Consider the following 25,791-nt stretch of genomic DNA (forward strand, 5'->3'; position numbering starts at 1 on the left):
GCGGCTACTACGAATGGCAAACACCGCCCGAAGGCAGCGGCCTTCGCAAACAACCCTTTTACATTCACCCCGAACATGCGCCCTACTTTGCCATGGCCGGTGTGTGCGACCACTGGGTGGACAAGGCCAGCGGAGAGCTTGTGATGAGCACCGCCATTGTGACCACCGCCCCATGCCCTAAGCTGACAGAAGTGCACGACCGCATGCCAGTGATGATTCCCCAAGACCAATGGGCGACGTGGCTAGACCCCAAAAATCAAGATGTGACCATGCTGAGGCAATTGATTGTGAGCAACGATGACGTGCGCTTTTACGCCGTGGGGTTTGGCGTGAGCGGGGTTGGAAAAAACAGGCTGGATGCGAAGGAATTGATTGAGCCCAAGTAATACACCTCGGCAGGTGGCTCGCCTACTTCCACCCCTGAATCCATTGCTCTTCGTTGAGAAGCTCGCGCCAATGGATGATTTGAGAGTTGCCAGAGTGAACAGCCTCGAGCACAAAACGCTCAACTGGCTGTGTGTCATCGTCGGGCCAAATCGCGCTACTCACAATGAAATGCTTTTCTTTGCGCACAGGCGTTACGGCTGTCCATTTACTCAAGAGGAGTTTTTTAGGGTTTAAACGGCGCATGGTTCAAAAGGCTTTGGCTTAAATCCAAAACTGCACTGGGGATATTCTGACCAAAGCTTAACACCGCCCTTGTTGGTGAGGTTTGGCAGTTGTCGATGATGGATCTGACCTTCGAAATCGAGTTCCAGGCTCAACATTTGGTGGCGAATAACCAAGGTTTATTTTTCATCCTGTTCATGCGATGCTTCGCAAATATCTGAAATAATTAATTTAAAAAAATCATTTGCGATGTGCGGATAAATGGATATCGCCTTTATTGTTCGGTAAATCAAGTTGGAGCTATGAAAAAAAAGCGCGCTCCCACCGTTGACTTTCTTGCTGGCACGTACGATGACATCGAACGCCACGGCATGGAGTTGCTCGTATTCGATGCCCCTGAGTTGTCTGCCGTACTTCGCGGCCATATGCTTATCGAGCGAGTCATTGAAGCGCTTATCGCGGGCCGCATGAAACACCCGAGTCATCTCCTTGATCGCCACAGGCTTACATTTGAACTCAAGGTCGATCTTGCCTCCGCACTAGGCGTGATACCCGACACACTTCTTGGGGCTGCCAAGGCGCTCAACAATATCCGCAACGCTTACGCACACCGAGAAGACCACAGGCTCACGTTTGAAGAGCTTAACTCGCTGAAAATAAAATGGGAGCCAATTCAGAAGAAGGCATACAAAGTTGCATGTACGAAGGGCGAGGAGGAAGCAGCAAAGATTGCAATCATCTTTCTCTACTGGGCATTTCTTAATTTACTGCCGCAGGCCGAGCATGCAACAACATAGCTCTAACCCGGCAGTCGAGAGGGACTGCGCAAAAGCGCGCAGCCCCTCACTTCTACGTTAGGTGTCAGAAATGCCAACGCAAGTTGAAAAGCTCGGGGCACACGCTCCCCAGCTGCTCGACGCCTTCATCGGACTGCGAGAAAGGAATGCGCTCCTTGAACCAATGTTGTTCGACAGGGAAATCCCGAAACGTCGAGGCTCTGGTCGCTAGGCACATGGCTTCTTGATACTGAGACACTCCCTTTTCCTGTCCTGTACGCAGGACATAGCAAAGCTTTCTTTTGACACCAACAAGAGAACTCCAAGCATCAAAAACATGATGGCTGCGGTCGATGATCTCAGCCTTGTATCGCTATTGCTTGAGCGGTTCGCGATTCGGCAGTTGCCCTCTGCCCGGAAGAGACTGATCCAGAGATTGTGGGTGCCCTTCAGCGTATAGAGTTGAGGGAACAAAGCGAGAGGCGTACTCAGTTCAATGAGATTCTTACCTCTGCGTAAGCCACTTGGAACGGATTGTCGACAAGTGGATACATGAACAGATTCCTGACCATCCGCGACAAGGTTACAGCGCATACAAAAGTTCAGCACGTCGCCGACAAGTATCAACCGGTCGACATAAGCACGCTCGTAGTCAAATGGGCCGATCTGAGGCTCGCCATCGAAGAGATGCAAAAGCTGGTGGAAGCGCTGGGGCTGATGGTCAGAAACTCCAGCTTCGCTTGGGACATGCTTGACACGCAGTTATCAAAGGCCGGGAATAACTTCTGGTCTCCGCCTGCCACCTAACCCCTCAGTCAAGGGGGCGGCTTGCGGCAAGGCAAGCAGTGGGGAGATATCGCCCTGGTCCGCTGAGCGTAGTGCGGCCAGGTATTCAGCCCGCGGTTCGCTCAGGCTCACGAGGGAAGAGTATCCCCCACTACCCCATGAAAACGGCTCTGTTCCCATCTTCTGGAGCAAGAGGTCTGTTATTGCACGACAGCACCTCCCACTGCCTTTCGGAAACGAGTGGATAAGCACAAGCTTGTGGTGAAATCGTGTCGGCCTGGCGCAATTGCAACCAGCGGTAGGATTTATCCCTAAAGGGAGAAATACACACTTGAAGATTATCCCTATAGGGATAATATCGAAAGATGGAATTCGCCTTACAGGGATATTTTTAAGAGCATCGATTGAACTACGCTGAGCAAGCCCAGCTTGGTATGGGCATCAAGCAGGTTGACGAACACATCTGGCTCGTCGGCTTCATGACAATTTGAATGGCGCGGCTGGCGGGGATCGAACCCACGACCCTTGGCTTCGGAGGCCAATACTCTATCCACTGAGCTACAGCCGCGCAGGCAGGCGTAAGTGTACACCACCACCGCTGCATTAGATACGCCCCCACCCCAACACACACGCCCTTGGCCGGGCAGCGTACAATTTGGGCTATGCCTGCACACCCTGCCAACCACCACAGCCTTATGACTTTTATTCGCAAACTGATTCGCTCCAAGCTACTCATCGGCTTTGTGGCCTTTGTGGCCCTGTTGTACCTGTTCGCATGGCAGGGCCTGCCCCGTTTGGTGCAATGGCAGGCGCCCAAGTTTTTGCAGCAAAAGTCTGGCCACACGCTCACCCTGGGCCTGCCGCAGGTCAACCCCTTCAAGCTCACCGTGGCTTTGCCCGACGTGGCGCTGGCCACCCCCCAGGGCGAGCCCTTGGTGAGTTTTGGGCACTTGTATGTGGATGTGTCGGGCACCGACCTATTCAAAGGCTTGGTGGCGCTGGACCAAATCGAACTGCGCGACCTGGCTCTAAACACGGTGCTGCTGCCCGAGGGCAAAACCAATTTCACCGCGCTGCTGGATGCCTTTAAAAGCGAAGAGCCTCAGCCGCCGCCCGGTGAGTTGCCCGCTTTGCGCTTGGGTCACTTGGTGCTGGCCAACGGGGCCATTCAGTTTGAAGACCAGCGCAGCGCCGATGGGCTTAAAACCAGCTTCGCCCCGCTCAACCTGGAGCTGCGCAATATTTCTACCCGGGCCGAGCAAAACGGTGAGTTTGTATTAAATGCAGACTCTGCTTTGGACGCTCAACTTGCGCTAAAGGCCCAGGTGCTGCTGGCGCAAGGCACAGTCGATGGTGAGCTTTCGCTCAAAGGCTTGAACGTGGCCAAGTTGGCGCCGTTGCTTGGGCCCATGCTGCCCACCGAGGCCCCACAGGGCACGCTCAACCTGGCATTTAATTTTGAAACCAAGCTGCCTGAAGCACCCGCCCCCACCGAGGCCGAGCCCACGCCGCAAGCCAGCCCGCTTGAACTGCGCCTGCACAACATGAACCTGCAATTGAACAACTTTGCCGTGGCTGCCAATGCCCGCAAAGGCGCGCCACAAGCCAGCTTAAAAGCGCTAACGCTCGACCAGGGCGAATTTGTTCTGGGCACCAACACGTTCACGCTGCAAAACCTGGCGCTTGGGCAACTGGCAGTCAGTGAAGGTGGCACAAACCCTTTGCGCATCACCTCGCTTCAAGCCGGGCCATTGAATGTCAACCTGAACCAGCAACACGCCAGCCTGCAAGCCCTGCGCCTGCAGGGTGGGCAGGTGGATGTGCTGCGCAATGCACAAGGGCAAATCAACCTGCAAACCCTGGCTCAAGCGTGGGTGCCCGCAGGCCCGGCCAAAGCCGCGCCCAAAGCCTCATCTGCAAGCAACTCAAACACCGAGCCTGCGCCCTCCAAGCCGTGGACCTACGCCATCGAGCAAGTGGAGCTGGCGGGCTTGGGCGTGAATTACAACGATGCAGCCCTACAACCGCCCCTTCAAGTGGGCCTGAACAACATCCAGATTAAAACCAGCGGCATCACCCACAACCTGAACACCGAGCTGCCGCTGGCTGCCAGTATGAATGTGGCGCACGGTGGGCGTATTCAGTTGGATGGCACGGTAAACCCAGCCACCACGGCCGTGGCCATGAATGTGGACATTCAAGCCCTGGGCCTGCAACCCGCCCAAGGTTTTATTGGGCAAGTGGTGAAGTTAAACCTGGCCAGCGGTGCGGTGTACAGCAAGGGCAAGGCCATCTACAACAGCCAGCAGCAAAGCTACACCGGCAGCCTCACAGTGGCGGGTTTGCGCTTGAACGAGGCAGGCACCAACACGCCGTTTTTGCAGTGGAAGCGGCTGTTCACCCCCAGCCTGGCCGCCAGCGCCAAAGGGGTTCAAATTGGGCTGCTTCAGCTTGAGGGGCTAGACACAGCGTTGTTGATTGCCAAAGACCAATCCACCAACATCAGCCGCTTGCTGGTAGAACAAGCCAAGCCCGCTGGCGACGGCCCCGCGCCCACAGAGCCCAGCCCCAGCAAGCCGCAGCCCGCCCAGCCACCGGCCTTTGCGGTGAGCATCGACCGCTTCACCGTGGCCGACAGCAAACTGGACTTTGCAGACGAGTCGCTGTTTATTCCGTTTGGCACGCGCATCCACAGCCTGGAGGGCACCGTCAACGGCCTGAGCAACCAGCCCAATGCGCGGGGCGAGGTGGCCTTGGAGGGCACGGTGGATGAGTTTGGGCAAGCCAAGGCCAATGGCGCGGTTAACCTGGCCGACCCCACCGCTTTTTTAAACATGGATGTGCGGTTTAACAACTTGGCCATGAAAAACCTCACCCCCTACACCGCCACATTTGCCAACCGCAAAATTGAGTCGGGCAAGTTGTCTCTCAACCTGAAGTACAACATTGAAAACCGCCAGCTCAACAGCAGCAACCAGGTGATCATCGACAAACTCACCTTGGGTGAGCGCGTGCAAAGCCCCAAGGGGCGCGACCTTCCTCTGGAGCTGGCTGTGGCCGTGCTTGAGGATCGCAATGGCCGAATCGACCTGGGCTTGCCCATCACCGGCAGCCTGGACGACCCGCAATTCAGTTTTGGAGCCATTGTGTGGAAAGCCATTGGCAACGTCATTTCCAAAATTGCCACGGCTCCCTTCCGTGCCTTGGGGGCCTTGTTGGGTGGTGGTCAAGAAGAAGCCCTTGGCAATGTGGCCTTTGAACCGGGTAAAACCAATCTTTCCCCCCCACAGCGGGAAAACCTGGCCACCCTGGCGCAAGCCCTTAACAACCGCCCCAACCTGGGTCTGGAGTTAAATGGCACCTGGGCCAACGCTGACCGCGTGGCCATGCAAGCCCTTCAACTGCGCCGCGCCGTGGCACAGCAAACTGGCGCGGCCTTGCAAGCTGGGCAAGACCCCGGCCCCTTGGCGCTTCAAGCACCCGCCACCCAAAAAGCACTAGAAGCCTTGTTTGAAAAAAGCTTTGGCGGTGGCGAGTTGGCCTCTTTAAAAGCCGGCTACCGCAAAGCCAACCCGGGCCAACTGGAACAAAGTGCGGCTGGGGCGGCGCTGGGGCAAATCACCAGCCTGTTCAAAGACACCCGCGAGCTAAGCGACACCGAGGTGGCCGCGTTGAAGGGCAAAGACTTTTATGCCGTGTTGGCTCAAAAGCTGCAAGACGCCCAAGACGTGCCCACCCAAGCCTTGCTTGCCCTGGCGCAAACCCGCCAGCAGCAACTTGGCAAAACGCTCACCGAAGCGGGTGTTGCCAGCGAGCGGATCCAATTGGGCGAGCCCAAGCAGGTGCAAGCCAATGCCCAGGGCGAGGTGGAGCAAGCCTTGGCCCTCAGTGTGAAGTAAAGGGGGTTTAATAAGGGCCAGGGCTTAGTCCTTCACCACCCCGGCCAGTGTGTTGGCCAACACTTGCCGGGTGGTTTTTATAAACGCTCGGGTTTTGGCGGGCAAAGGGCTGGCGTAGGGGCACACTGCAAAAATATCGGCCGGGGCGCCCGCCCAGTCGGGCAGTACACGCTGCAAGGCGCCCCGGGCCAGTTCGTCCACAATGTCCCATTCCGAACGCAACAGCACGCCCTTGCCTTCCAGGGCCCATTGCACGGCCACCTCGCCATCGTTGCTGCTTAATGGGCCGTGCACCTTCACCGTCAACTCCTGTTTGCCGCCACGCCCACTGCGCAACTGCCAGTTGTTGAAGGTGTGGTTCTCTTGGCGTATTACCAAGCAGTCGTGCCGGGTTAAATCGCCCGGTTCAAGCAAGGGGTGTTTGGCCTTGGCCAGGTAAGCGGGCGCGGCACACAATATGCGCTGGTTGCTCACCAGTTTTTGGGCAATCAGGCGCTGGTCGGGTGGCTCCCCAAAGCGCACCGACACATCAAACCCCCCTTCGATCAAGTCGATGGGGTGGTCGGTCAGCTCCAGCACCACCTCCACCTGCGGGTGTTGGGCCTGAAATACCGACACCACCCGCGCCACATGTTTGCGACCAAAGCCCAAACTGGCATTGACCCGCAACAAGCCGCGCGGTGCGTCGCGCCCCTCGCGCAAGGCGGCCTCCAGGCTTTCCAGTTGGCGCAACAGGGCGCCACCCTCCAGCAAATAACGCTCGCCCTCGGCGCTTAGGCCAATGCGGCGGGTGCTGCGGTTCAACAAACGCACGCCAAGCCGGGCTTCCAGGGCGGCCAGGCGGCGGCTCACGGCGGGCGGGGTGACGTCAAATGCAATGGCTGCGCTGGCCAAGCTGTCATGGCGGGCCAGCTCGGTAAAAAAGGCCAAATCGGACAGTTGCTTCATGTTGAATCCAACACTTATTCGTGCGTTTTTTTACATAATATTTTAAAAAACAAGCCATTGATGAATTTTTTACATCCAATACACTGGCAGCTCTGTGTCACCCGCATCACGACATGCCCATGTTGCCCACACCCGAGCTGCTGTTCTTCCTTGCCCTTGGGGCAGCGCTCGGTTTTTTTGGGGGCTTGTTTGGCATTGGTGGCGGCATCATTGCGGTGCCTTTGTTCATCATCGGTTTTGGCATGGACCAAGCCCTGGCCCAGGGCACCGCGCTGGTGTTGATGGTGCCCAACCTGCTGCTGGGCTGGTGGCGCTACAACCAACACCATCGCCTGCCATGGCTGGCCTGTGTGCTCATTGGGGCCACCGCCACGCTGACCACCTGGCTAACCGCCAAGTTGGCCGTGCAGCTTGATCAGCACGTGCTGCACTGGATCTTCAACGCATTTATTTTGGTGGTGGGTCTGCGCATGCTCACGCTTCGCAAGCCCGGCGACCAGGCAAGCCAACTTCAACCCACACCACCTGAATCCCCCCCCAACCCACGTGCCATGCCGGTGGTGGGCGTGTTGGGGGGCACCAGCATGGGTTTGCTGGGCATGGGGGGCGGCCTGGTGGCCACGCCCATGTTGACCACCGTGTTGAAGCACACTCAAACCACGGCGCAAGCGCTGTCACTGGCGCTGGTGGCACCAAGCTCGGTGATGGCCCTGTACACCTACGCCAGCGCCCAGCGGGTGGACTGGACCATGGGTTTGCCGCTGGCCATCGGGGGGCTGTTCACGGTGTCGGCCGGGGTGGCGGTGGCCCACCATCTACCCGAGCGCACCTTGCGCAAAAGTTTTGCGCTGGTCATGGTGGTGGCCGCCGTGTGGCTAAGCGTGCAATCACTTCAAATTTAATGTATCAATAGGGTTTGCGTGCCTTGGCCCTAGCCCTCCCCCATGAAGCTGGTTGTACTGTTCCGGTTTGTTCTGTTTGCCACCCTCATGGGCTTGGCATCCAACATTGTGGTGGGGCAACGGGCCAGTGAACTGCAAGAGGCTCAAAGCCAATTGCTGGAAGAGCGACTGGCCGGCATTGGCAAGTTGCGTTTAATCCAATCCGAATTCGACGCCCTGCAAACCCTGGTGGCTGCCTATGTGGTCAGTAAAAACAGCCGCCACCTAGTGAATTACTACGAACTGCTGGACACGCACGCTGGCTTGCGTCGCTACGCCGAGCCAGTGGACAATGTGTACTGGAGCAACCTGATCGCCGGGCGCGTCAACCCGGTGGCACTGCTGCCCGGCAATTGGGAAACCCTGGAGGAAAGGCTTGCCCTGCCCGAGGTGGTGATGCGCAACAGCGCGCCAGACCTGAATGAAGCCACCCAACAGGTGCTCACCTTGAGCCGCCAGTTGCGCCAGCGCGAGCAAATTATTTTTGCGCTCACCCAAGGCCTCTACGACCCCGAAGAAAACCGCTTCGTGTCTGAAGCACCCGTGCGCGACGACCTGGCCATACAAATGCTGTTCTCGGAAGAACACCTGGGGCTGAGCAACGCCATTCGTGCGCAAATTCAAAGCCGAATCGGCTGGGTAGAAGCCGGCTATCAGACGGCGTTGGAGCAGCAAACGCAAATCATTGAAACCACGGCGCAGATGGATTTTTACGTGGGGCTTCTGATCACAGCGCTGGTGCTTTTGGGGCTGGCCGTGATTCAGCGCTATGTGCTCAAGCCCCTGCATGAGCTCAACAACATCAGCAAACAGATCGCCAAAGGCCACTATGACCTGGCCATGCCCAGGCCACGTTACATCAACGAGATCATCAACCTGGTGCGTGGCTTTCAGTTGATGATTGGCGCCTTTCGGCGCGAACTGGAGCAAGGCGAGGCAGCCCGTGCAGCCCAACTGGCCGCACTGGAGGCCAAAATGGGGCGCGAGCGCGCAGAAGCCCAGGCGCAGGCCCGCGGCATGTTGCTGGCCAACATGAGCCACGAAATTCGCACCCCCATGAATGCGATTTTGGGCATGACTGCCCTTACGCTGAAATCCAACCTGCCCGAGCGCGAACGTGGCCATTTGCTCAAGGTGCAAGACGCGGCGCGGTCGCTGCTGGGTTTGCTCAACGACGTGTTGGATCTTTCCAAAGCCGAGGCTGGCATGGTGGAGTTGGAGCACATTCCATTCACGCTGGATGAGGTATTGGCCAACTCCTTCCTGGCGGTGCAAAGCCAGGCTGCCAGCCACAATTTGCTGTTGCTCAACCAAATGGCCGAGGGCTACACCGCGCTGTTGGGCCAAGGCTTGGTGGGCGACCCATCACGCCTGCGGCAAGTGCTCACCAACCTGCTGAGCAATGCCGTCAAGTTCACCGAGCTGGGGTCGGTTCGGGTGTATTCGCAATTGCAAACCCACAACAACACCACCCTGAATTTGCGCATCGAGGTGCACGACACCGGCACAGGTTTGAGCAAATCCCAAATTGGTCGAATTTTCGAGAAGTTCGAACAGGCCGATACTTCCATCACACGACGCTTTGGCGGCACGGGCTTGGGCCTGAGCATTGCCAAAGAATTGGTAAGCCTGATGGGCGGGCAAATTGGCGTAGAGAGCACCCCCGGCCAGGGCAGTTGCTTCTGGTTTGAAGTGCCAGTGGGCTACAACAGCGATGTGTTGGCCCGGGCCATGCCGCGGGTGGGTGAGCGTGCCTTGATGTTGCATGAACAAGGGGCCGCTGCGCACGCTGCCTCTTCGATACTGCGCGCGGTGGGTTATTCCAGCACCGTGGTACACCAGTGGGAGGCCTTCCAGCAAGCACTGGCCTTGAATGACCATCATCTGGTGGTGGTCCAGTCTGACCATCCCGAGGCGGGCCGTGGCCTGCCACCCGGGGTATTGGAGCGCGTGGGGCAGGCGCAATGCCGCCTGTTGGTGTTAGACCGCGACCTGCTGTCTGCGGACAGCGCTTTTTTGCACACTGTGCCGCCCGAACTGGCCCACACGCTGGGCCACGTGGCGCACCCCCTGCTGATTCAGGATGTGCTCGCCACGCGCGGCGACCCCCAGACCAGCCTCGGGCCAAACGCCGTCGACGAAGCGGCTTTGCAGCACCTACAAGGCAAGCACGCGCTGGTGCTGGAAGACCACCCGGTTAACCAGGAGCTAATTTTGGCCCTGCTGCAGCATGTGGGCATGCGCGTCACCATGCAAGCGCATGGGCAAGCGGCCCAAGCCATGCTCGACCAAGACGACTGCCCCGATTTTGATGTGTGCATCACCGACCTGGAAATGCCCGTCATGGATGGATTTGAATTCACCGAATGGCTGCGCGACCAAACCCGCTGGATGGATCTACCTGTGATTGGGCTCACCGGGCACGCCTTCGAGGAAACACGCACCCGCTGCATGGATGCTGGCATGGACGACTTCATGACCAAGCCCGTGGAGGCCAGTGCCTTGTACCGGGTCTTGCTCAAAGCCTTGGGCGTGCAGACCGCCGACGACCCCAGCGCTGCGCCCGCCCAACCAGAGGGCGTGAATTTGCAGCACTTGCCCGCCTTGTTTTTAAAGCATTGTGCCAACCTGCCAAATGCTCTGGAGGCCCTTCTGATTGCCGGTGACACCGATGGTTTTACCAGGGAAATCCACTCCATGGTGAGTTTGTTGGCCATCATGAATGAACACCGCCTGCACCTGCGGTTCCGCGAATTCGAGGCGGGGCTAAAAAAGCACATCATCCACCCCAAGGACGTGCTGGAAGAAATTCGAGCACTGTGGCCGCTGGTGGTTCAACGCTACGCGCCCAAACCCTAGGGCATCCACCTACTACGTTTGGGGGGTGTCCTCCCCTTATCGGTGGGCCCTCACCTATGCGATACCCTCTTTTGCTTTGGCAACCGACAATCAACTTAACCCGTCGTCACCGAAGGTTGTTAAAGCCATGACAATTCGTGCCCCCTACCAGGTTGTTCACACCACACCCTACAAAAAATACTCTTTTGAACGAGAGGTGTTTTTTGAAACCCTGGGTGCGTGTTGGGCCTTGAGTGCACGCAATGTGTCAGGCGTGTTTGCCCTGCAGTTGCAAATCGACCTTAGCCGTGTTCGCTTGCTGTATGGCGTGCCCAGCGCCCACCTGCCAGAAGCACTGCTTTACCAGTTGCTGAACGCCTTCCAGAGCCGGCCACGCGTGGGTTACGAGGTGTGCCTGCAACACGTGGAAACCAATGCCCTGGCCCTCATTGAGGACATGAACGAGGGCGACTTCCTGAATTTTTCAACGGGTTTTCAGGATGCGATCACCCAAATTCTTGAACCGCTAGACTGCTGGACCCAAGAGTGCCAGCAAGCCCACCTGGCCCTCAAATACTACGGGCTGAATTTGGTGGAAAGCGGCATGAAAGAGGCCAAATTCAAGCGCACTTACGCCGATCTTCTGGTGAACTACATGCTGTGCACACAGCGCGTGTTCTTGCAGGAAGCCAAAACCACCACATTTTACTTTTAGGCCACCCGCGCCCGCAAATGCTGGCGCACCACCATTTGCAACTCGGCATACACCTCGGGGTCGTTGAGCAGCAGCATGTGGTGCTTGCGCGAAAACGTGACCCGTTGCGCCCGGCCTGTGTTGTCGGCCAAAGCCGATTGGGGCGGCACCAAACCATCGCCCAAGGTGGTGTTAACCCAAGAATCGGTGTAGTCGCCAATGGTCGACCCCACCAAGTGGAACATCACCTTCAGGCCATCTTTGGTTTGCAGGGGACCCAAGCCGTCGTCCAGGTCGCGAATGCCCCGCGAACGAACACCCAGCACTTTGCCGATTGGGCGAGACAATTCAAAGCGCCCAAACAGTTGTTCGCCTGCTGCGGCAAGCCGCGCCAACGGTGCTCCCGCATGGGGTGAACCCAAACACACCACATCGCGAATTGCTTGCCTCAAAATAAAATCATCTTCGCTCAGGCTCTCGACCAGTGCTCGGCTCACCAGGCCGCCCATGCTGTGGCCCACCAGGGTAATACCTTCTACGGCCACCGGCCAATTGCGCACCAGCTTGGTCAACAGGCGCTTAAACTGCCGTGCATTGGCCTCAATGGTGCGACCCGTGTTGTAACGCAGGTACAGCGCGGTGAGTGGAAACTCCTCCTCCAGCCGGGGGCCATAGGGCCGGGTGTCGGGGTCTTCGGGCCGGTGGTAGAGGGCCCAGCTGTCTTCGTTACAACACAAGCCATGCACAAAAATCACCAAGTGGTTTTGCGCTTTGGGAAATTGCAACAGCAGGTCTTCCTGCTCAACACCCACCGCCTGCCCGCCCGCATACAGGCCCATTTTGACCTGCATGGGGTTGCGCGTGGCCGTGAGGTGGTCGCCAAACACGCCATTGATGGCACTGGAGATGGCCGACACACGCTTTGCCGCCACCGGGTTGGGTTGATCCACGGCCGGAAGCTGATCCACCTGCGCCATCAGCTCGCCATCGAGTGCCTCGTCAATCACTTGGGGGGACGCCAGGCTTTGATTGGCTTGGCGAACCACCCAAGCCGCGCCTGAAAACACACCGCGCCCAGCTTCACGAACAGCGCCATACACCAGGTCGGTGATTTCGTTGTGCACCACCTCCACGGGCGTGCTCGCCTTCAAGGTGGCTGCACCCACCGCCTTGAATGGCATGTCGCTGATGGCCCGGTGAAATTCGTGCACGCGGCTGGTGGCGTTGGCAATGGTGTCGCCCACAAACATGAGCGTGCCTTCCAGGGTGTCTGCAGTGGTGGATGTGGATTTGCTGGTCTTCTTGCTCATGCCGGGCTCCTGCCGAAGTTGAACAATCATTTATTAGTGTACAAATGTACACTAAACTGCCAATCTGCAACAGGATGGAATTTGAAAAGCCCTTCTAACCCCGCCCTGCCCTTATTTGACTAGTCTGGACAAACCAAAGCAATAGGCCCAGTACACCAAGGCAATGAACAGGTAGCCCTCCATGTAAAACGCTCGCCACTGCACATCGCCCGCCAAAGCCAGGCTAAGCGCGCCAGTCAGTTCAAACAGGGCCACAATGGCCACCAGCGAACATTCTTTGAACAGGGTCACAAAGCTGTTCAACAGGCTGGGCAAGGTGGCCCTTATGGCCTGGGGCAGCACCACATACACGCTGCGCTGCACTGCATTCAAGCCCAACGCCATGGCCGCCTGCGTTTGCCCTGCCGGCACCCCCTGCAAACCACCCCGCAACACCTCGGCCAAATAGGCCGCGCTAAACAGGGCAATGGTCAACACCACCCGAGCCAGCAGGTTCCACTGCTCGCCCGGCAGCCACAGCGGCAACACAAAAGCTGCAAAAAACAACACCGTCACCAAGGGCAAAGCCCTCAACAACTCAATGTAGCTGGCGCAAGCCCAGCGCACGCCTGCCCAAGGCGAACGCCGCCCAAGGGCCAGCAGCACCGCCAAAGGGAAGGCCAAGCCAAATCCCAAGGTGCTAATGATCAAGGTCAGCGGCAGGCCACCCCACAGGGCGCTGGCCACCGGGGCCAGGCCCAACACCCCACCGGCCAGCAACACCCAGGCCACCGGCAAAAACACGGCCCACAGCGCGGCGCCCAGGCGCCAGGGCATGGCGCGTGCGGCAGTGGCAAACAGCAAGCCAGTCCAAAGCACACCCACCAGGGCCGTGCGCCATTGTTCTTGCACAGGGTAACGCCCAAACAGCACCACCCGCCATTTCTCGGCCACCACACCCCAACAGGCCCCTTGCCCGGCCACCTGTTGGCAGGCCTGCACATTGGGTGCAAACACCGCCTGCAGCACCGCCCATTGCAGCACATGCCAGGCCAAGAGGCCAGCAAGCGGCAACAGCAGCAGCCACAGCAGGACATGCCTCGGGCTTGGCTCCCAATTTCGGCCAGCGATCACAGCGCCCCCCGGTTAACTCGGCGGTTGATGCGGTTCATGCCCAAGGCAGCCACGGCGCTCAACAGGGCATACACCAACAAAATGATGAACACACACTCCACCGCTTTGCCACTTTGGTTGATTGACGTGTTCGCCACCGACACCAACTCGGGATAACCCACGGCCACACCCAAGGATGCGTTTTTCAATAAATTCAGGGTTTGGTTAGACAAAGACGGCACCATGATGCGCAAGGCCAAGGGCAGCACCACATGGCGGCTTGCCTGGGTAGGCCTCAATCCCAAGGCCAGTGCAGCCTGTCGCATGCCGGGGCGCACCGCCAGCACCCCGGCGCGCACCACCTCAGCCACATAGGCGGCGGTGTAAACCACCAAGGCCGTGAGCACCGCCAGGTATTCCGGGCTGAGCACCCAGCCACCTTCCACCGAAAATCGCCCAATGCTTGGCATCTGCCAAACCCAGCCACCGGCGGCGGATTCGCCACCCATTAGGGCCGGGAAGGCCAAGCCGCTTTTGCTGAGCAACACCCCAGGCGCGAGGGTCCACGCCTGGCTGGCCACAGGCAAAAACTGTGTAATGGCAAAGTAAATGGCCAACAACTGGATCAGCAAGGGCACGTTGCGAAACACATCCACAAAACCTTTGCACCCAGCCCGAAGAAGCGGGTGTGTGCTCAATTGCCCCAAGCCCACCAACAGACCAAACCCCATGGCCAGCACCCAAGCAGGCAAGGCCACCTTGAGCGTGTTTAGCAAACCCGCCAGCAACACCTTCCAATAGGGCGATTGCAAAGTGGGCAACAACCAGCCCTCGCTCAAACCAAATCCGGCCGGGTCGCTTAAAAAAGAAAAGTCCATGGCGGCCCCTAGCGAAGCGGTGGCGCGTACATCAGCCCGCCTTGGGTCCACAGGGCATTCATGCCCCTTTGCAGTTTTAAGGGCGAGCCTTGCCCCAGGTTGCGGTCAAACACCTCGCCGTAATTGCCCACTTGCCGCAACACCTGCACCACCCAGTCTTTGGGCAAGCCCAGGGGTTTGCCAAGGTCTTCACTTTGGCCCAGCAGGCGCTTGATGGCCGGGTTTTGGCTTTGCAGTTGGGTCTCCAGGTTGTTTTGGCCCACACCCAGTTCTTCGGCCTCGATCATGGCAAACACCACCCACTTCACCACGGCAAACCATGCATCGTCCCCCCGGGGCACAGCCGGGCCCAAAGGCTCTTTAGAAAACACCTCGGGCAGCACCGTGTAGGCCTCTGGATTATTACTTTGGCTGGTTTTTAAGCTGACCAAGGCGGATACATCGGTGGAAAAAGCCTGGCATCGACCGCTGAAAAAGGCCTTGTAAGCGGCCTCAAAATTGTCATACACAATTATTTTTGCGCGTATGCCTTCGCGGGCCAGGTAGCTGCTCAAGTTTTTTTCGTTGGTGGTGCCCGATTGCACGCAAATTTCAGCGCCCTGCAGTTCGCGCGCGCTTTTCACACCAAACCGGCGGTGCACCATCACGCCCTGGCCGTCGTAGTAAGTAATGCCGGTGAAGTGGGCATTTAAACCCGCATCGCGGGTCAGCGTCCAGGTGGTGTTGCGCGACAGCACATCAATTTGGCGGGCTTGCAAGGCTGCAAAACGCTGCTGCGAGGTCAGCGGCGTAAAAGCCACCGCATCGGCTCGGCCCAGCACCGCAGCTGCCACGGCACGGCACACATCCACGTCCAGCCCTTGCCAACGGCCCTGCGCATTCAAGGCCGAAAAGCCCGGCACCCCACTGCTCACTCCACAACGCACCGCACCACGGGCCTGCACGCCCTGCAGCAACTCGCCCGCATGGGCAGGCAAGCCAAATGCCATGCCCCCCAAACCCATCAAAAGCGCCATGGCGAGTGTTGTCAGGTGGCTCATGGCTTTACCTCGTACAGGCCACGCAAGCCCAATTGCAAACGGCCCAAGTACTCCTTGATGGCCATGGTGCTCTCGTCCAGGGCCTGGGGCTTGGGCAAATGCTCCCAGGCATCACGTTGCTCGGGAATCACCCGGATGTCTGCCACCACCGGATGCACCTCAAAACCAGCCTGCCTGAACAAAGCCACCGCACGCCCCATGTGGAAAGCCGAGGTCACCAGCGCGACCCTGGGCTGGGGCAGGCCCAGCAAGGCGTGGGTGTATTGTGCGTTTTCAAGCGTGGTGCGGGATTTTGCTTCTTGCACAATGGCGTTTTGGGGAACGCCCAGCGCCTGCAATAGAGCCGCCATGCCCGGCGCCTCGGGCTGTTTCTGGGGGTCTGCACCAAAGCTGCCACCACTGACCACCACACGGCCAGCGACCCCTTGGGCATACACTCGCGCCCCCACCCAAAGGCGGTCGGCCGAGTCGTTTAAATCGGGCAGGTCTCGAACACCGGGGTAAGCACCGTCCAAGCCCCCGCCCAACACCACAATGGCGTCCACGTGGGCAGGCAGCGGGTGCGCCGCCTGCAGTTGTGCGCCCTCGCTTTCTAAGCCGCCCAACAAACGGTCAGCCACCACGGGCAAACTGAACAACAACAGCTGGAATTGGGCCACAAACAAGGCCACCGAGCGCAAACGCCGCCGCCCCAAAACGCCAGCGCAGGCCAAAGCCATCAGCACAAGCCACACGCCCAAGGGGCTGGCCATCCAGATGATGAATTTTGTGAATTCAGCCAGCACGGGGCGGCTCCATAATCAGCAACACACCCGATTGTAGACGCACAGCCTGCCTCGCACGGCGTTACACTTGCAGCATTGTTAACCCGCGCAGGCCTTTACCATGCCCTTTCCCAACCATCAACTCAGCATGACCGTGCTCATGACCCCCGACATGGCCAATTTCAGTGGCAAGGTGCATGGCGGGCATATTTTGAAACTGCTTGATCAAGTGGCCTACGCTTGCGCCAGCCGTTACGCGGGCATGTATGTGGTCACCTTGTCGGTGGATCGGGTTTTGTTTCGGCAGCCGATACGCGTGGGTGAATTGGTCACCTTTTTGGCCAGCGTCAACTTCACCGGCAACAGTTCGATGGAAGTGGGCATCAAGGTGGTGGCTGAGGACATTCACAAAGGGGTGGCCACGCACACCAACAGCTGCTTTTTTACCATGGTGGCCATGAATGAGGACGGCACCCCCGCCAAGGTGCCGCAGTTTGAACCCCAAACCCGGGAAGAGAAAAAACGCTGGGCTGCTGCCAAGCTACGCAAGCAGCTGCGCCTGGAACTGGAACAGCGTTACGAGGCTGCCATGTCGGGCTTGTAACTGGCCCCCCAGTGCTGAACGGCATCCAGCACCTGGTCCACCTGCAGCGGCTTCATCAGCACCTCGTTCATGCCCGCATCCAGTGCCAACTTGTGGTCATGTTCCATTACACCCGCGGTGAGCGCCAACACTGGCAGATTGTCCAACCCCAAGGTTTCGCGGATCCATCGGCAGGTTTGCATGCCGTCCATGTCTGGCATTTGCACATCCATCAACACCACCTGCACATCGTGCTGACTTGGGCTGCGCAAAATTTCAATCGCCTTGGCCCCACTATCAGCCAACAACACCTTGGCGCCGTGGTTCTCCAGAATTTTCTTCACGATGTTAAGGTTTAGTGCGTTGTCATCCACCGCCAACACCGTCATGCCACCAAGGTCGATGCTGGCTTTTACGCCCGCGGGCGCGTCGGGGGTGGCACAGCCTTCCACCAATTGCTTCATCACCTTGGCCAGGTTGGTGTGCGAAATGGGTTTCAGCAGCACCGCATCGCATCGGTGTTCAATCAATAGGGTTTCTGCATGTGCGCTGTCATGGGCGCGCAGCATCAGCGCAGCCGAGTTGGGCTGGCCCGGCGCCAGCGCCTTCAGCGACTCAATCAACTCCTCGCCTCCCATGTCGCACAAATGCTGGGCCACCAAGTAAATAGGCCGGTTGTGCGCACTGGGCTTGTACTTCAATGCGTCTTCGCCGGTGTGTATCACCTTGCACAGCCAATTTTGAGCTGTCAGCATTTCTGCCAATGCGTCGGCTTGGGGGCGATTGCTGTCCACCACCACCACACGGAAGCCAGCACGCGGCTGTGGCACCGGGTTGGCCTTGTCCACATCAAACGGCAAAATGAATGAGAATAAACTGCCCTGCCCGGGCGAGCTCACCGCTGAAATGGTGCCCCCCATCAATTCCACCAACTTTTGGCTAAGCGACAAGCCAATGCCCGTGCCGCCAAATCGTCGGGATATGGACGAATCTGCTTGCGAGAACGACTGGAACAAGCGCTTCATGGCAGCGGTGTCCATGCCAATTCCGGTGTCTTGCACTGTGAAGCGCAGCAGGCAACGGCGGTTGTCGTGCTGGTCCGCGCTAACGCTTACCTTCACATAACCATTTTCGGTGAACTTGATGGCATTGCCGGCCAGGTTGATCAGCACCTGGCGAAGCTTGGTGGCATCGCCTTTGATGCTGTCGGGCACGGTGCTTCCAACTGATAAAACCAATTCCAGTTTTTTCTCCGACACTGCCCCGGCCATGGTGTCCGCCAGCGAATCAAACACCCCTCGCACCGAGAACGCGCGGTGCTCAATTTCCATGGCACCTGCTTCAATCTTGGACACATCCAGCACACCGCTCACGAGGTCGATCAGGCCTTTGCCTGCTCCTTCTAGCTTTTGTACCAAATCCATTTGCGAAGGGTGCAAGTCTCCCTGCCTTAAAATGTAAGCCAGCCCCACAATCGCGTTCAGCGGTGTACGAATTTCGTGGCTTATGTTGGCCAAAAACTCACCTTTGGCTTTGCTGGCTCTCTCGGCCAACTGGCGGGCACGCTCTAGCTCGGCTTCGGCCTCTTTGCGCTCTGTGATGTCCTGGAAAGCCCCGTTAATCATCACCGGCTTTCGGTTCAACCCTGTTCCCTGGAACTCCACTTCGCCAAACACGTGCACCCAAATTTTGCGGTCCTTGAAGGTGTGCAGTTGCAATTCCAGGTTCACTTCGCCACCCTCGTGGCGGGTGCGCTCCAGGGCCTTGGCCAGTTTTTCTCGGTCAGGCTCCAGGTACAAGGCGAGCACTTCCTCCAGCTTGGGCACATAGGCCAGGTCGCAATCCACAATGCGGTAAGTTTGGCGCGACCAAATCAGCGAATTGGTGGTCAAGTCCAGGCTCCAACCCCCCACAGCGCACATGCGCCCAGCCACCTCCAGCATGCGGGTGGTGGTGCTCAATTCTTCCAGGGTCAGGGTCAAGGCCCGTTCCGAGTGCTGACGCTCGTTGACCTCTTCAGCCAAGCGCCGGTTGATGGTGCCCATGGCATCCATGCGTGCGGCCAAGGCCACCGCCAGTTCATCCAGCGCGGCGGCAACATCGCCCAGTTCATCGCCTTCGGGCACATTGCAACGGGCCTGCAAATTGCCTTTTCGCATGTCTTTGGCGGCCTGCTCGATGCGCGCCAAGGGGCGCACCACCTTGGTTTTAATCAGATACAACAAAAAGACCGCCATGGCCGCGAACAGCAATGTGGTGGCCATCAGAAGATTTCGTCTGAGCTCGGTGAGCACCATCAGGCGGGTAAATGAGTCATCCGCAATTTTGTGGCTCACCTCGGCCAACTGCTCCGCCTCCGAGATCAAACGCTCCGTCAATATTTCAGAGCGTCGATCTTTAAGATTTTGCACATCCGGGCTGCTTAGGGTCACAAACCCGGTGAACAATTCGGCCATGTCCACCAAGCGCTCTTCCACTCGGGAAGACAATTCAGCACTTCGACCCGTCTGCTTGAGCTTGTCCAGTTGCGTGGTCATGCCCTGGTGCACCGTCCACCATTGGCGAATGCCCGTGCCCGACACGTTGCTTGATACGCTGTGCGTGAGCACCAACATGCGTGTGGCATAGCGCGCCATGCTACGGGATGTGGTGTTGTCCAGCACCTGTTGATCACGCTCATGGTCAATGGCATACACCACGGCCGAGCACACCAGCACCAGCACCACCATGATGGCGCTTAGCCAGCCTACGCCTCGACCCAAATGTCCAGTCCAGCTCTTCATGGGTATGCAAAGTCCACAGCGTTGGGCGCCAATTGGCGCAAATGGGTTGGATCAATAAAATTCAGGAAATCTGGTTCAGGTGTGCCCTGGGGCACATGGCCTTCCCGCTTGGCCCAACGGGTTTGCCCCTGCAAGGTGCTTAGCAAAGAATGTTGCAGCGACAATTGAAAAAGCAGCGTGGGCCAAACGCCCTCGACCAAATCCGCGTCCAGACCGGCTGAACGCGCCATGATGGCTTTGGCTTCAATCGGCCTGGTTTTGATGAATACATTGGCCTCCCGAATGGCCTGAAGCAAACGCCGCAGCTCAGCCTTGCCGCTTACCATGTAGCTGTTGCTCACCGACAAATTGAAGGTTTGCGTGTATAGCTTGGGGGCTTCAAGCAAAACCACCTGAGCCGCGCCCCGGTCTAGGGTAATTTGCCCCCAAGGCTCCCACACCGATATTGCATCCACCTCGCCGCCAAGCAGGGCATTGGGCAATTTGTCTGCATTCATGGGCACATGCACCACCTCTTTCGGGTCCAGGCCGTTGTACAGCAAAAACAGGTCTTTGTAGTAATGCGAGGAGGCACGCGCCACAAAACCAACTCGTTTGCCCTTCAGCGCGGCCACGCCATTGGTCACGGCATTTCGGTTCGCGATGAATTTCATGTCGTCTTTGGCGGTTGTAAAGGTCGCCACCAAGGTGATGGGGTTGCCATCCAAGAGGGCAAACATGAAGGGCAACTCCGACGAAGTGGCCATGTCGGCCCGCCCCTCGACCAAATCTTGCATGCACCGGTTGCCGCCCAGGCACTCAATCCATTGCAGCTTCACATTGTGTTTTTCAAACAGCTTTTGCTCACGCGCCACAAAAAATGGCAGCGACAGGGGCGACTTCGACACCGCCAAGCGCAACTCGCTGGCCGATGCAAACATGGGCCAGCAAAGCACGAGGCCGAGGGTTATGATGCAAGCCGACCTGGCAGCCACAAATAAGTAGCGAGTTGTGAAAAATTGTAAGGACATGAATATTGAACCGGGATTACCCTGCATTCATCATCGCGATTACTTCACACGTCCCATAAAAGAAAAAAGGGGGCAAGTGCCCCCTTAATTTGTTACTTTACAATTGTTATAGCTTTTAAACTTCCAGACCTCTCATTGTGCGGTTTTAGGCACCCGAAGCACCAAGGGGGGTGCAATGGCAGCGGCCTTGATTTCCTCAGGCGTAAAAGGCAGGGTGTGCCAGTTTTTTGCCGAGTACGCCTTGGTGTAGTCGTCAAAGTGCGGGTTGGCCGGGTCGGTCGATTGGGAGTAGGTCAACATCGCATCGGCCTTGGGCATGCCGTTGTCGCGCCATGTCACAGCCTGAATATAGCTATTGCCATAAATCACTTTGTAACCCTCTTCGGTCAGCAAATCGGGCTCGGTGCTGGTAATCGTGAATGCGCCTTCCGGGCTGGTGCCACCAAACACCGGTGTTTTGCTGGCTTGCACGCCGCTCTTTTGAATATCGCCCATGGGCGCATCAAAGGCAAACCCTGCTGCCTGCACTGCGGCAATCGCATCAGCCAAGGCCGCTGCGGTAAACGGGTTGGCAATGTTCAAGCCGCTGGGGGTGGTCACGGGCATCACCGGGTCAAAGCCTTTGGTCCAGAAATTGGTCGGGAAAGAGGCCGGTAGCGGGTTGGGGAACAAGGGCGGATGCAACTCCGGTGCGCCCACGGGCGAACCGCCCGGGTTACGAATGGCACGCAACCAGAATTCACGCCACAGGTGAGCACCCTTGCTGTCCAGGTTGGCTTTGCCATCCCAAGCGGCCAGTGCTGCACAGGCCCCAGCCGTTTGCACGGGGCCACGGCTGCCCATCAACACCGGCAAGCGGCACAGGTTGTCCACCACCGCCTGCTTGGTGAGGGTGGCCGAGTAAAGTTCGCTGTTCAAGGCGATCTCTTTCAACAGGTCCTGGGTAAACTTGTTGCCCTCCAAACCATCGGCGCCTGCCAAACGCCGCTCTGCATGCAATATGCACAGGCGGGTGCGCAATGTGCGCTCGGTGTTTTCGTCGCCAATGATGCGATCAAAACCAGTGATGGGCGCTGCAATGTTGGTCAGCCAGTAGCTGTCGTTGCAGTTGTGCACATAATCGTTTCGCACCAGCGTGGGTAAGTTGCCCGGGCCAAAAATGCCCTCGGCCGGCGCATCGTCATCGCTGCCCCATTCGCAGGCCTGCCTGGAACCATCCAGCACTGGCAAACCGGGCACCAGCTGCCCCAAGGCGGTGGCAAAGGGCTCGGCCTTGCACTGGGCTACTTTTTCGTCAGTCACGTGAGGCACCACGGTTACATCACCGTAGTAGGCAGGTTTGCCGGGGCCACTGGCCACGGTGTTCACCCAAGGCACGCCCAACTCGCTTTTGTGCAAGTCCATAAACTCTTCCAGCGACTTGGCCAGGTTCCATTTGGCAAACTGGTTAATCAGCCGGTCGTTTTCAAGGTTGGCATCGCGCAGGGTAAAGGCCGAGAACTGGTTCCAGCCCAACACAGGCACGCCACTCACCTCCAGCACCAGCATGGGCCCAAAATGGCTGCGGTACATGGTGCGCTGCTGCTTGGTCAATGTGCCATCGGGCTGCAGTACTTCAATTTCGGTGGGCAGGGCGATCATGTCGCGGGTTTGCCCCTCGTAGGTGTATTGCGTGGGGTTGGATGGGTTAATCCGCAACTGGTACAGGGTAAAACGGTAGGCCGTGGACACCGTGTGGCTCCAGGCAAAGTGCTCATTAAACCCAATCAACACCGCTGGCACGCCATACAAACCGACACCCATGATGTCCATGGCCTTGTTGTTGCCCTGTTGCAAGGTGTTGTGGCTTAAGTACAAGCGCTCGGTGCCGCGCCAGGGGAAATGCGGGTTGCCGTACACCAGCGATTGCCCATTGGCTGTGGCGTCTTTACCAAACGCGTACATATTGCTGCCAAAGCGGTCTTTCTGCTGCATGGCGGTAAACGGGTTGGGTTGCCCCTTCAGCAAAGCCACTTTGTCCTCAACGGTGAGGCCTTTGGGCTTGCCAGCCTTGGCCACTTGGGTTCGCTGGGCACTGGCCGACGGGCCTGGTAGACCACTGGGCGGCTGTGCATTGCCAATTTCGTTCACAAACACCGAGCTGCTGGCCAGCACCGACAAGCGCACAAAACGGCGGTACATGTCATCTGTGGCAATGGGTTGCACCCACGCTGCATCACGGCAGGCCTCGTGCGCCGGCACCTTGCTGCCATCGGCCTGTGTATACTGGTGTTGGCCTGCCTTAAGCTCGGCGATGTAACGGTTAACACCATCCACATAGCCGGTCACAACGTCTTGAAAATCTGGAATGGTGCGGTCGCGGGTGCGCTGCCAAGCGTTGCGCGTTACACCGTCAGCACCCTCTTCTTCATAGGCAAACAGGCTCTTCCAAAAGAAGTCGCTGCTCACGTTGTCTGCCGTGGAGCCATTGGGTTCAATGGTGTAGGTGCCAGTCGGGCCAAAAAACTTTGAGCGCTCACCACGAATAGTCAGCAAGTCTTCCAAAAATACACACAGATTGTCCTGCGCGAAGGCATAGCCTTGGCCGTAACCCAGGCTTGCAAAGTCTTTGGCCTTCACATGGGGCACGCCATAGGTGGTGCGGGTAATTTCTACGTCGTATTTAAAGTTGGTCTCGCTGGGGCCTGTGGTTCCACCACCTCCGCCACCGGCACCGCTACCATCTGCCACGCCTGCACCGCCATTGCCACCCAAGCAGCCGGCCAAAACCAGCACCGACAAGGCCGCAAACCCTGCCCATCGCATCTTACGAACCATCACAACTGTCTCCTTTTCTCACTTCAAGCGGTCGTTTGAAAAGACCATTTTTGGTGATACTCCGCGCAGCAGTATTTGGATGATTTATCAGCGCTTTACCCACAAATGCCGGTACATTGCTCACCCAAGGCTCGGTGTTAGCCCCAGTGCAAACCGAGCCTTGGCTGGTCCACAATCAAACCCTTTCAAGGCAACACCGCAGGCCCACCATGCAACGCTACACCAACGACCAAACCGTCAGCCATTTCATCGCAGGGCAATTCTTTAGCCAAGCTGGCGCAAAAACAGCCCATGTGTTCAACCCGTCGCTGGGCACCGTGGCCCGCCAGGTGGAGCTGGCCGATGTCGCCACCGTGAACAAAGCCGTGGAAGCCGCCAAAGCCGCCTTGCCTGCCTGGGCCAACAAGCCCCCCTTGCAGCGCGCTCGCATCATGAATCGCTTTTTGGCGCTCATGAACCAGCACCGCGACGAGTTGGCCGCCATCATCACCGCCGAACACGGCAAAGTATTCACAGACGCCCAGGGCGAGGTCACCCGCGGCATCGACATCATCGAATTTGCCTGCGGCATTCCCCAACTGCTCAAGGGCGACTACACCGAGCAAGTGTCCACCAACATCGACAACTGGACCCTGCGCCAACCTGTGGGCGTGGTGGCAGGCATCACGCCGTTTAACTTCCCGTGCATGGTGCCTTGCTGGATGTTCCCAGTGGCCATCGCTTGCGGAAACACCTTTGTGCTCAAACCCAGCGAGCGCGACCCCTCTGCTGGCAACTTCATGGCCAAGCTGCTCAAAGAAGCCGGCCTGCCTGACGGGGTGTTCAATGTGGTGCATGGCGACAAATTGGCCGTCGAAACCCTGCTCAACCACCCTGATGTGGCCGCGCTCAGCTTTGTGGGTTCCACCCCGATTGCCAAATTCATTTACGAGACCGGCGCACGCAACGGCAAGCGCGTCCAGGCCCTGGGCGGGGCCAAGAACCACATGCTGGTGATGCCTGATGCCGACATGAACAAGGCCGCTGATGCATTGATCGGTGCCGCCTATGGGTCTGCCGGGGAACGCTGCATGGCGATCTCGGTCGCGCTGCTGGTTGGCGATGCCGCAGACAAGCTGATGCCGGTTCTGAAAGAACGCGCCGAGACGCTGAAGATCAAGAACGGTCTCGAACTGGACGCAGAAATGGGCCCGATCGTCACCGCCGCTGCGCGGGATCGGATCAAGGGATATATCGACAGCGGCGTCGAAGAAGGCGCAGACCTGCTGGTCGATGGCCGCGACTATACCGTTGCAGGGCACGAAGGCGGCTATTTCCTTGGCGGCACCCTGTTCGACAACGTCACCCCCGACATGAAGATCTACCGCGAGGAAATCTTTGGCCCGGTTCTGGCCTGTGTCCGCGTGCAGAATTTCGCCGAAGGCCTGCAGCTGATCAACGACCATGAATTCGGCAACGGTGTGTCGCTGTTCACCCGCGACGGCAACGTTGCGCGTGAGTTCGGCAAGCAGGTTCAGGTCGGCATGGTCGGCGTCAACGTTCCGATCCCTGTGCCGATGGCGTGGCATGGCTTTGGCGGTTGGAAAAAGAGCCTGTTCGGCGACATGCACGCCTACGGCGAAGAAGGCGTTCGTTTCTACACCAAGCAGAAATCCATCATGCAGCGCTGGCCTGAGAGCATCTCTGAAGGTGCCGAATTCGTCATGCCGACGGCGAAATGATCCCCGGATCCAAGGAGTGAAGACCATGTATATTGGTGTACCCAAGGAAATCAAAAACCACGAATACCGCGTTGGGCTGACGCCCGAAAGCGTGGCCGAGCTGGTGACAAACGGCCATGCCGTGTTGGTCGAAACCGGGGCGGGTCTGGGCATCGGTGCGGATGACGACGCGTATCGTGCTGCCGGGGCGGAGATCGCGTCAGATGCAGCCGAGGTGTTTGCCAACGCCGAAATGATCGTCAAGGTGAAGGAGCCGCAGGCAGCAGAGCGTGCAATGCTGCGTGAGGGGCAGATCCTTTATA

General features: G+C 58.1%; 20 protein-coding genes, 1 tRNA gene and 1 pseudogene. 11 read left to right on the top strand and 11 right to left on the bottom strand.

From position 1 onward, the window contains the following. Positions 1 to 386: SOS response-associated peptidase (locus ACEQU8_RS02105; RefSeq protein WP_370261138.1), on the top strand; the 386-nt coding region annotated here is incomplete at its 5' end. A gap of 22 nt (positions 387 to 408) precedes the next feature. Here the strand turns inward: ACEQU8_RS02105 and ACEQU8_RS02110 are convergent. Beyond that, complete coding sequence (locus ACEQU8_RS02110) at positions 409 to 600, bottom strand: TIGR02450 family Trp-rich protein (protein ID WP_370261139.1); 192 nt, start codon at positions 598 to 600, stop codon at positions 409 to 411. Between the two features lie 311 nt (positions 601 to 911). On the opposite strand from ACEQU8_RS02110, the gene ACEQU8_RS02115 reads away from it, so the two are divergent. From ACEQU8_RS02115 to ACEQU8_RS02125, 3 genes are all read left to right on the top strand, one after another. Further along, positions 912 to 1,406, top strand: a complete 495-nt coding sequence (locus tag ACEQU8_RS02115; RefSeq protein WP_370261140.1) for a DUF4145 domain-containing protein — start codon at positions 912 to 914, stop codon at positions 1,404 to 1,406. A gap of 223 nt (positions 1,407 to 1,629) precedes the next feature. Beyond that, on the top strand, positions 1,630 to 1,845 hold the full coding sequence (locus tag ACEQU8_RS02120; protein ID WP_370261141.1) for a hypothetical protein: 216 nt from the start codon (positions 1,630 to 1,632) through the stop codon (positions 1,843 to 1,845). A gap of 92 nt (positions 1,846 to 1,937) precedes the next feature. Next, positions 1,938 to 2,192: a hypothetical protein gene (locus ACEQU8_RS02125; protein ID WP_370261143.1), complete on the top strand. Its 255-nt coding sequence runs from the start codon at positions 1,938 to 1,940 to the stop codon at positions 2,190 to 2,192. A gap of 471 nt (positions 2,193 to 2,663) precedes the next feature. On the opposite strand, the gene ACEQU8_RS02130 is transcribed toward ACEQU8_RS02125, so the two are convergent. Further along, positions 2,664 to 2,739: transfer RNA gene (locus ACEQU8_RS02130), tRNA-Arg, on the bottom strand. Positions 2,740 to 2,866: 127 nt separating this feature from the next. On the opposite strand from ACEQU8_RS02130, the gene ACEQU8_RS02135 reads away from it, so the two are divergent. Further along, positions 2,867 to 6,070: a DUF748 domain-containing protein gene (locus ACEQU8_RS02135; RefSeq protein ID WP_370261144.1), complete on the top strand. Its 3,204-nt coding sequence runs from the start codon at positions 2,867 to 2,869 to the stop codon at positions 6,068 to 6,070. A gap of 24 nt (positions 6,071 to 6,094) precedes the next feature. Here ACEQU8_RS02135 and ACEQU8_RS02140 read toward each other — a convergent pair whose 3' ends face one another. Next, positions 6,095 to 7,018, bottom strand: coding sequence for a LysR family transcriptional regulator (locus ACEQU8_RS02140; protein ID WP_370261145.1), 924 nt, complete (start codon positions 7,016 to 7,018; stop codon positions 6,095 to 6,097). A 113-nt stretch (positions 7,019 to 7,131) separates the two neighbouring features. Between ACEQU8_RS02140 and ACEQU8_RS02145 the strand changes: the two genes are divergently transcribed. The 3 genes from ACEQU8_RS02145 (at position 7,132) to ACEQU8_RS02155 (ending at position 11,512) form a co-directional block, all read left to right on the top strand. Then, positions 7,132 to 7,920, top strand: a complete 789-nt coding sequence (locus tag ACEQU8_RS02145) for a sulfite exporter TauE/SafE family protein (RefSeq protein WP_370261146.1) — start codon at positions 7,132 to 7,134, stop codon at positions 7,918 to 7,920. Positions 7,921 to 7,962: 42 nt separating this feature from the next. After that, positions 7,963 to 10,818, top strand: coding sequence for an ATP-binding protein (locus ACEQU8_RS02150; RefSeq protein WP_370261148.1), 2,856 nt, complete (start codon positions 7,963 to 7,965; stop codon positions 10,816 to 10,818). A 127-nt stretch (positions 10,819 to 10,945) separates the two neighbouring features. Beyond that, positions 10,946 to 11,512, top strand: a complete 567-nt coding sequence (locus tag ACEQU8_RS02155) for a hypothetical protein (protein WP_370261149.1) — start codon at positions 10,946 to 10,948, stop codon at positions 11,510 to 11,512. Here the strand turns inward: ACEQU8_RS02155 and ACEQU8_RS02160 are convergent. The 5 genes from ACEQU8_RS02160 to ACEQU8_RS02180 form a co-directional block, all read right to left on the bottom strand. After that, positions 11,509 to 12,801, bottom strand: coding sequence for an esterase/lipase family protein (locus tag ACEQU8_RS02160; protein ID WP_370261150.1), 1,293 nt, complete (start codon positions 12,799 to 12,801; stop codon positions 11,509 to 11,511). The two genes, ACEQU8_RS02155 and ACEQU8_RS02160, sit on opposite strands and share 4 nt — an antisense overlap. A 111-nt stretch (positions 12,802 to 12,912) precedes the next feature. Beyond that, positions 12,913 to 13,914 carry an amino acid ABC transporter permease gene (locus ACEQU8_RS02165; RefSeq protein ID WP_370261152.1) on the bottom strand — a complete coding sequence of 334 codons (1,002 nt, stop codon included), beginning with the start codon at positions 13,912 to 13,914 and terminating at the stop codon, positions 12,913 to 12,915. After that, a complete protein-coding gene (locus ACEQU8_RS02170; RefSeq protein WP_370261153.1) occupies positions 13,911 to 14,771 on the bottom strand; it encodes an ABC transporter permease subunit in 861 nt (286 codons plus the stop codon). Before ACEQU8_RS02170 ends, ACEQU8_RS02165 begins: the two co-directional genes overlap by 4 nt. 8 nt (positions 14,772 to 14,779) lie before the next feature. Further along, positions 14,780 to 15,811 (bottom strand): amino acid ABC transporter substrate-binding protein, encoded by a 1,032-nt coding sequence (locus ACEQU8_RS02175; protein WP_370261154.1) that lies wholly within the window; start codon positions 15,809 to 15,811, stop codon positions 14,780 to 14,782. Continuing rightward, positions 15,808 to 16,596 (bottom strand): YdcF family protein, encoded by a 789-nt coding sequence (locus tag ACEQU8_RS02180; protein ID WP_370261155.1) that lies wholly within the window; start codon positions 16,594 to 16,596, stop codon positions 15,808 to 15,810. Before ACEQU8_RS02180 ends, ACEQU8_RS02175 begins: the two co-directional genes overlap by 4 nt. 100 nt (positions 16,597 to 16,696) lie before the next feature. On the opposite strand from ACEQU8_RS02180, the gene ACEQU8_RS02185 reads away from it, so the two are divergent. Continuing rightward, positions 16,697 to 17,179, top strand: coding sequence for an acyl-CoA thioesterase (locus ACEQU8_RS02185; protein ID WP_370261157.1), 483 nt, complete (start codon positions 16,697 to 16,699; stop codon positions 17,177 to 17,179). Here ACEQU8_RS02185 and ACEQU8_RS02190 read toward each other — a convergent pair. The 3 genes from ACEQU8_RS02190 to ACEQU8_RS02200 all read right to left on the bottom strand — a co-directional run bounded on the left by ACEQU8_RS02190 (position 17,152) and on the right by ACEQU8_RS02200 (position 23,768). After that, complete coding sequence (locus ACEQU8_RS02190) at positions 17,152 to 19,941, bottom strand: response regulator (RefSeq protein ID WP_370261158.1); 2,790 nt, start codon at positions 19,939 to 19,941, stop codon at positions 17,152 to 17,154. The two genes, ACEQU8_RS02185 and ACEQU8_RS02190, sit on opposite strands and share 28 nt — an antisense overlap. Further along, on the bottom strand, positions 19,938 to 20,861 hold the full coding sequence (locus ACEQU8_RS02195; RefSeq protein ID WP_370261159.1) for an ABC transporter substrate-binding protein: 924 nt from the start codon (positions 20,859 to 20,861) through the stop codon (positions 19,938 to 19,940). The genes ACEQU8_RS02190 and ACEQU8_RS02195 overlap by 4 nt, the downstream gene beginning before the upstream one ends. Positions 20,862 to 21,083: 222 nt before the next feature. Then, positions 21,084 to 23,768: a penicillin acylase family protein gene (locus ACEQU8_RS02200; protein WP_370261161.1), complete on the bottom strand. Its 2,685-nt coding sequence runs from the start codon at positions 23,766 to 23,768 to the stop codon at positions 21,084 to 21,086. Between the two features lie 209 nt (positions 23,769 to 23,977). Here ACEQU8_RS02200 and ACEQU8_RS02205 point away from each other — a divergent pair, with 209 nt between their 5' ends. After that, positions 23,978 to 25,489: a CoA-acylating methylmalonate-semialdehyde dehydrogenase gene (locus ACEQU8_RS02205; protein ID WP_370261162.1), complete on the top strand. Its 1,512-nt coding sequence runs from the start codon at positions 23,978 to 23,980 to the stop codon at positions 25,487 to 25,489. Positions 25,490 to 25,514: 25 nt separating this feature from the next. After that, positions 25,515 to 25,791, top strand: a pseudogene (locus tag ACEQU8_RS02210) (alanine dehydrogenase); the annotation flags it as partial.

Origin of the sequence: Limnobacter sp., from assembly GCF_964228395.1 — a bacterium.
Lineage (GTDB): Bacteria > Pseudomonadota > Gammaproteobacteria > Burkholderiales > Burkholderiaceae_B > Limnobacter.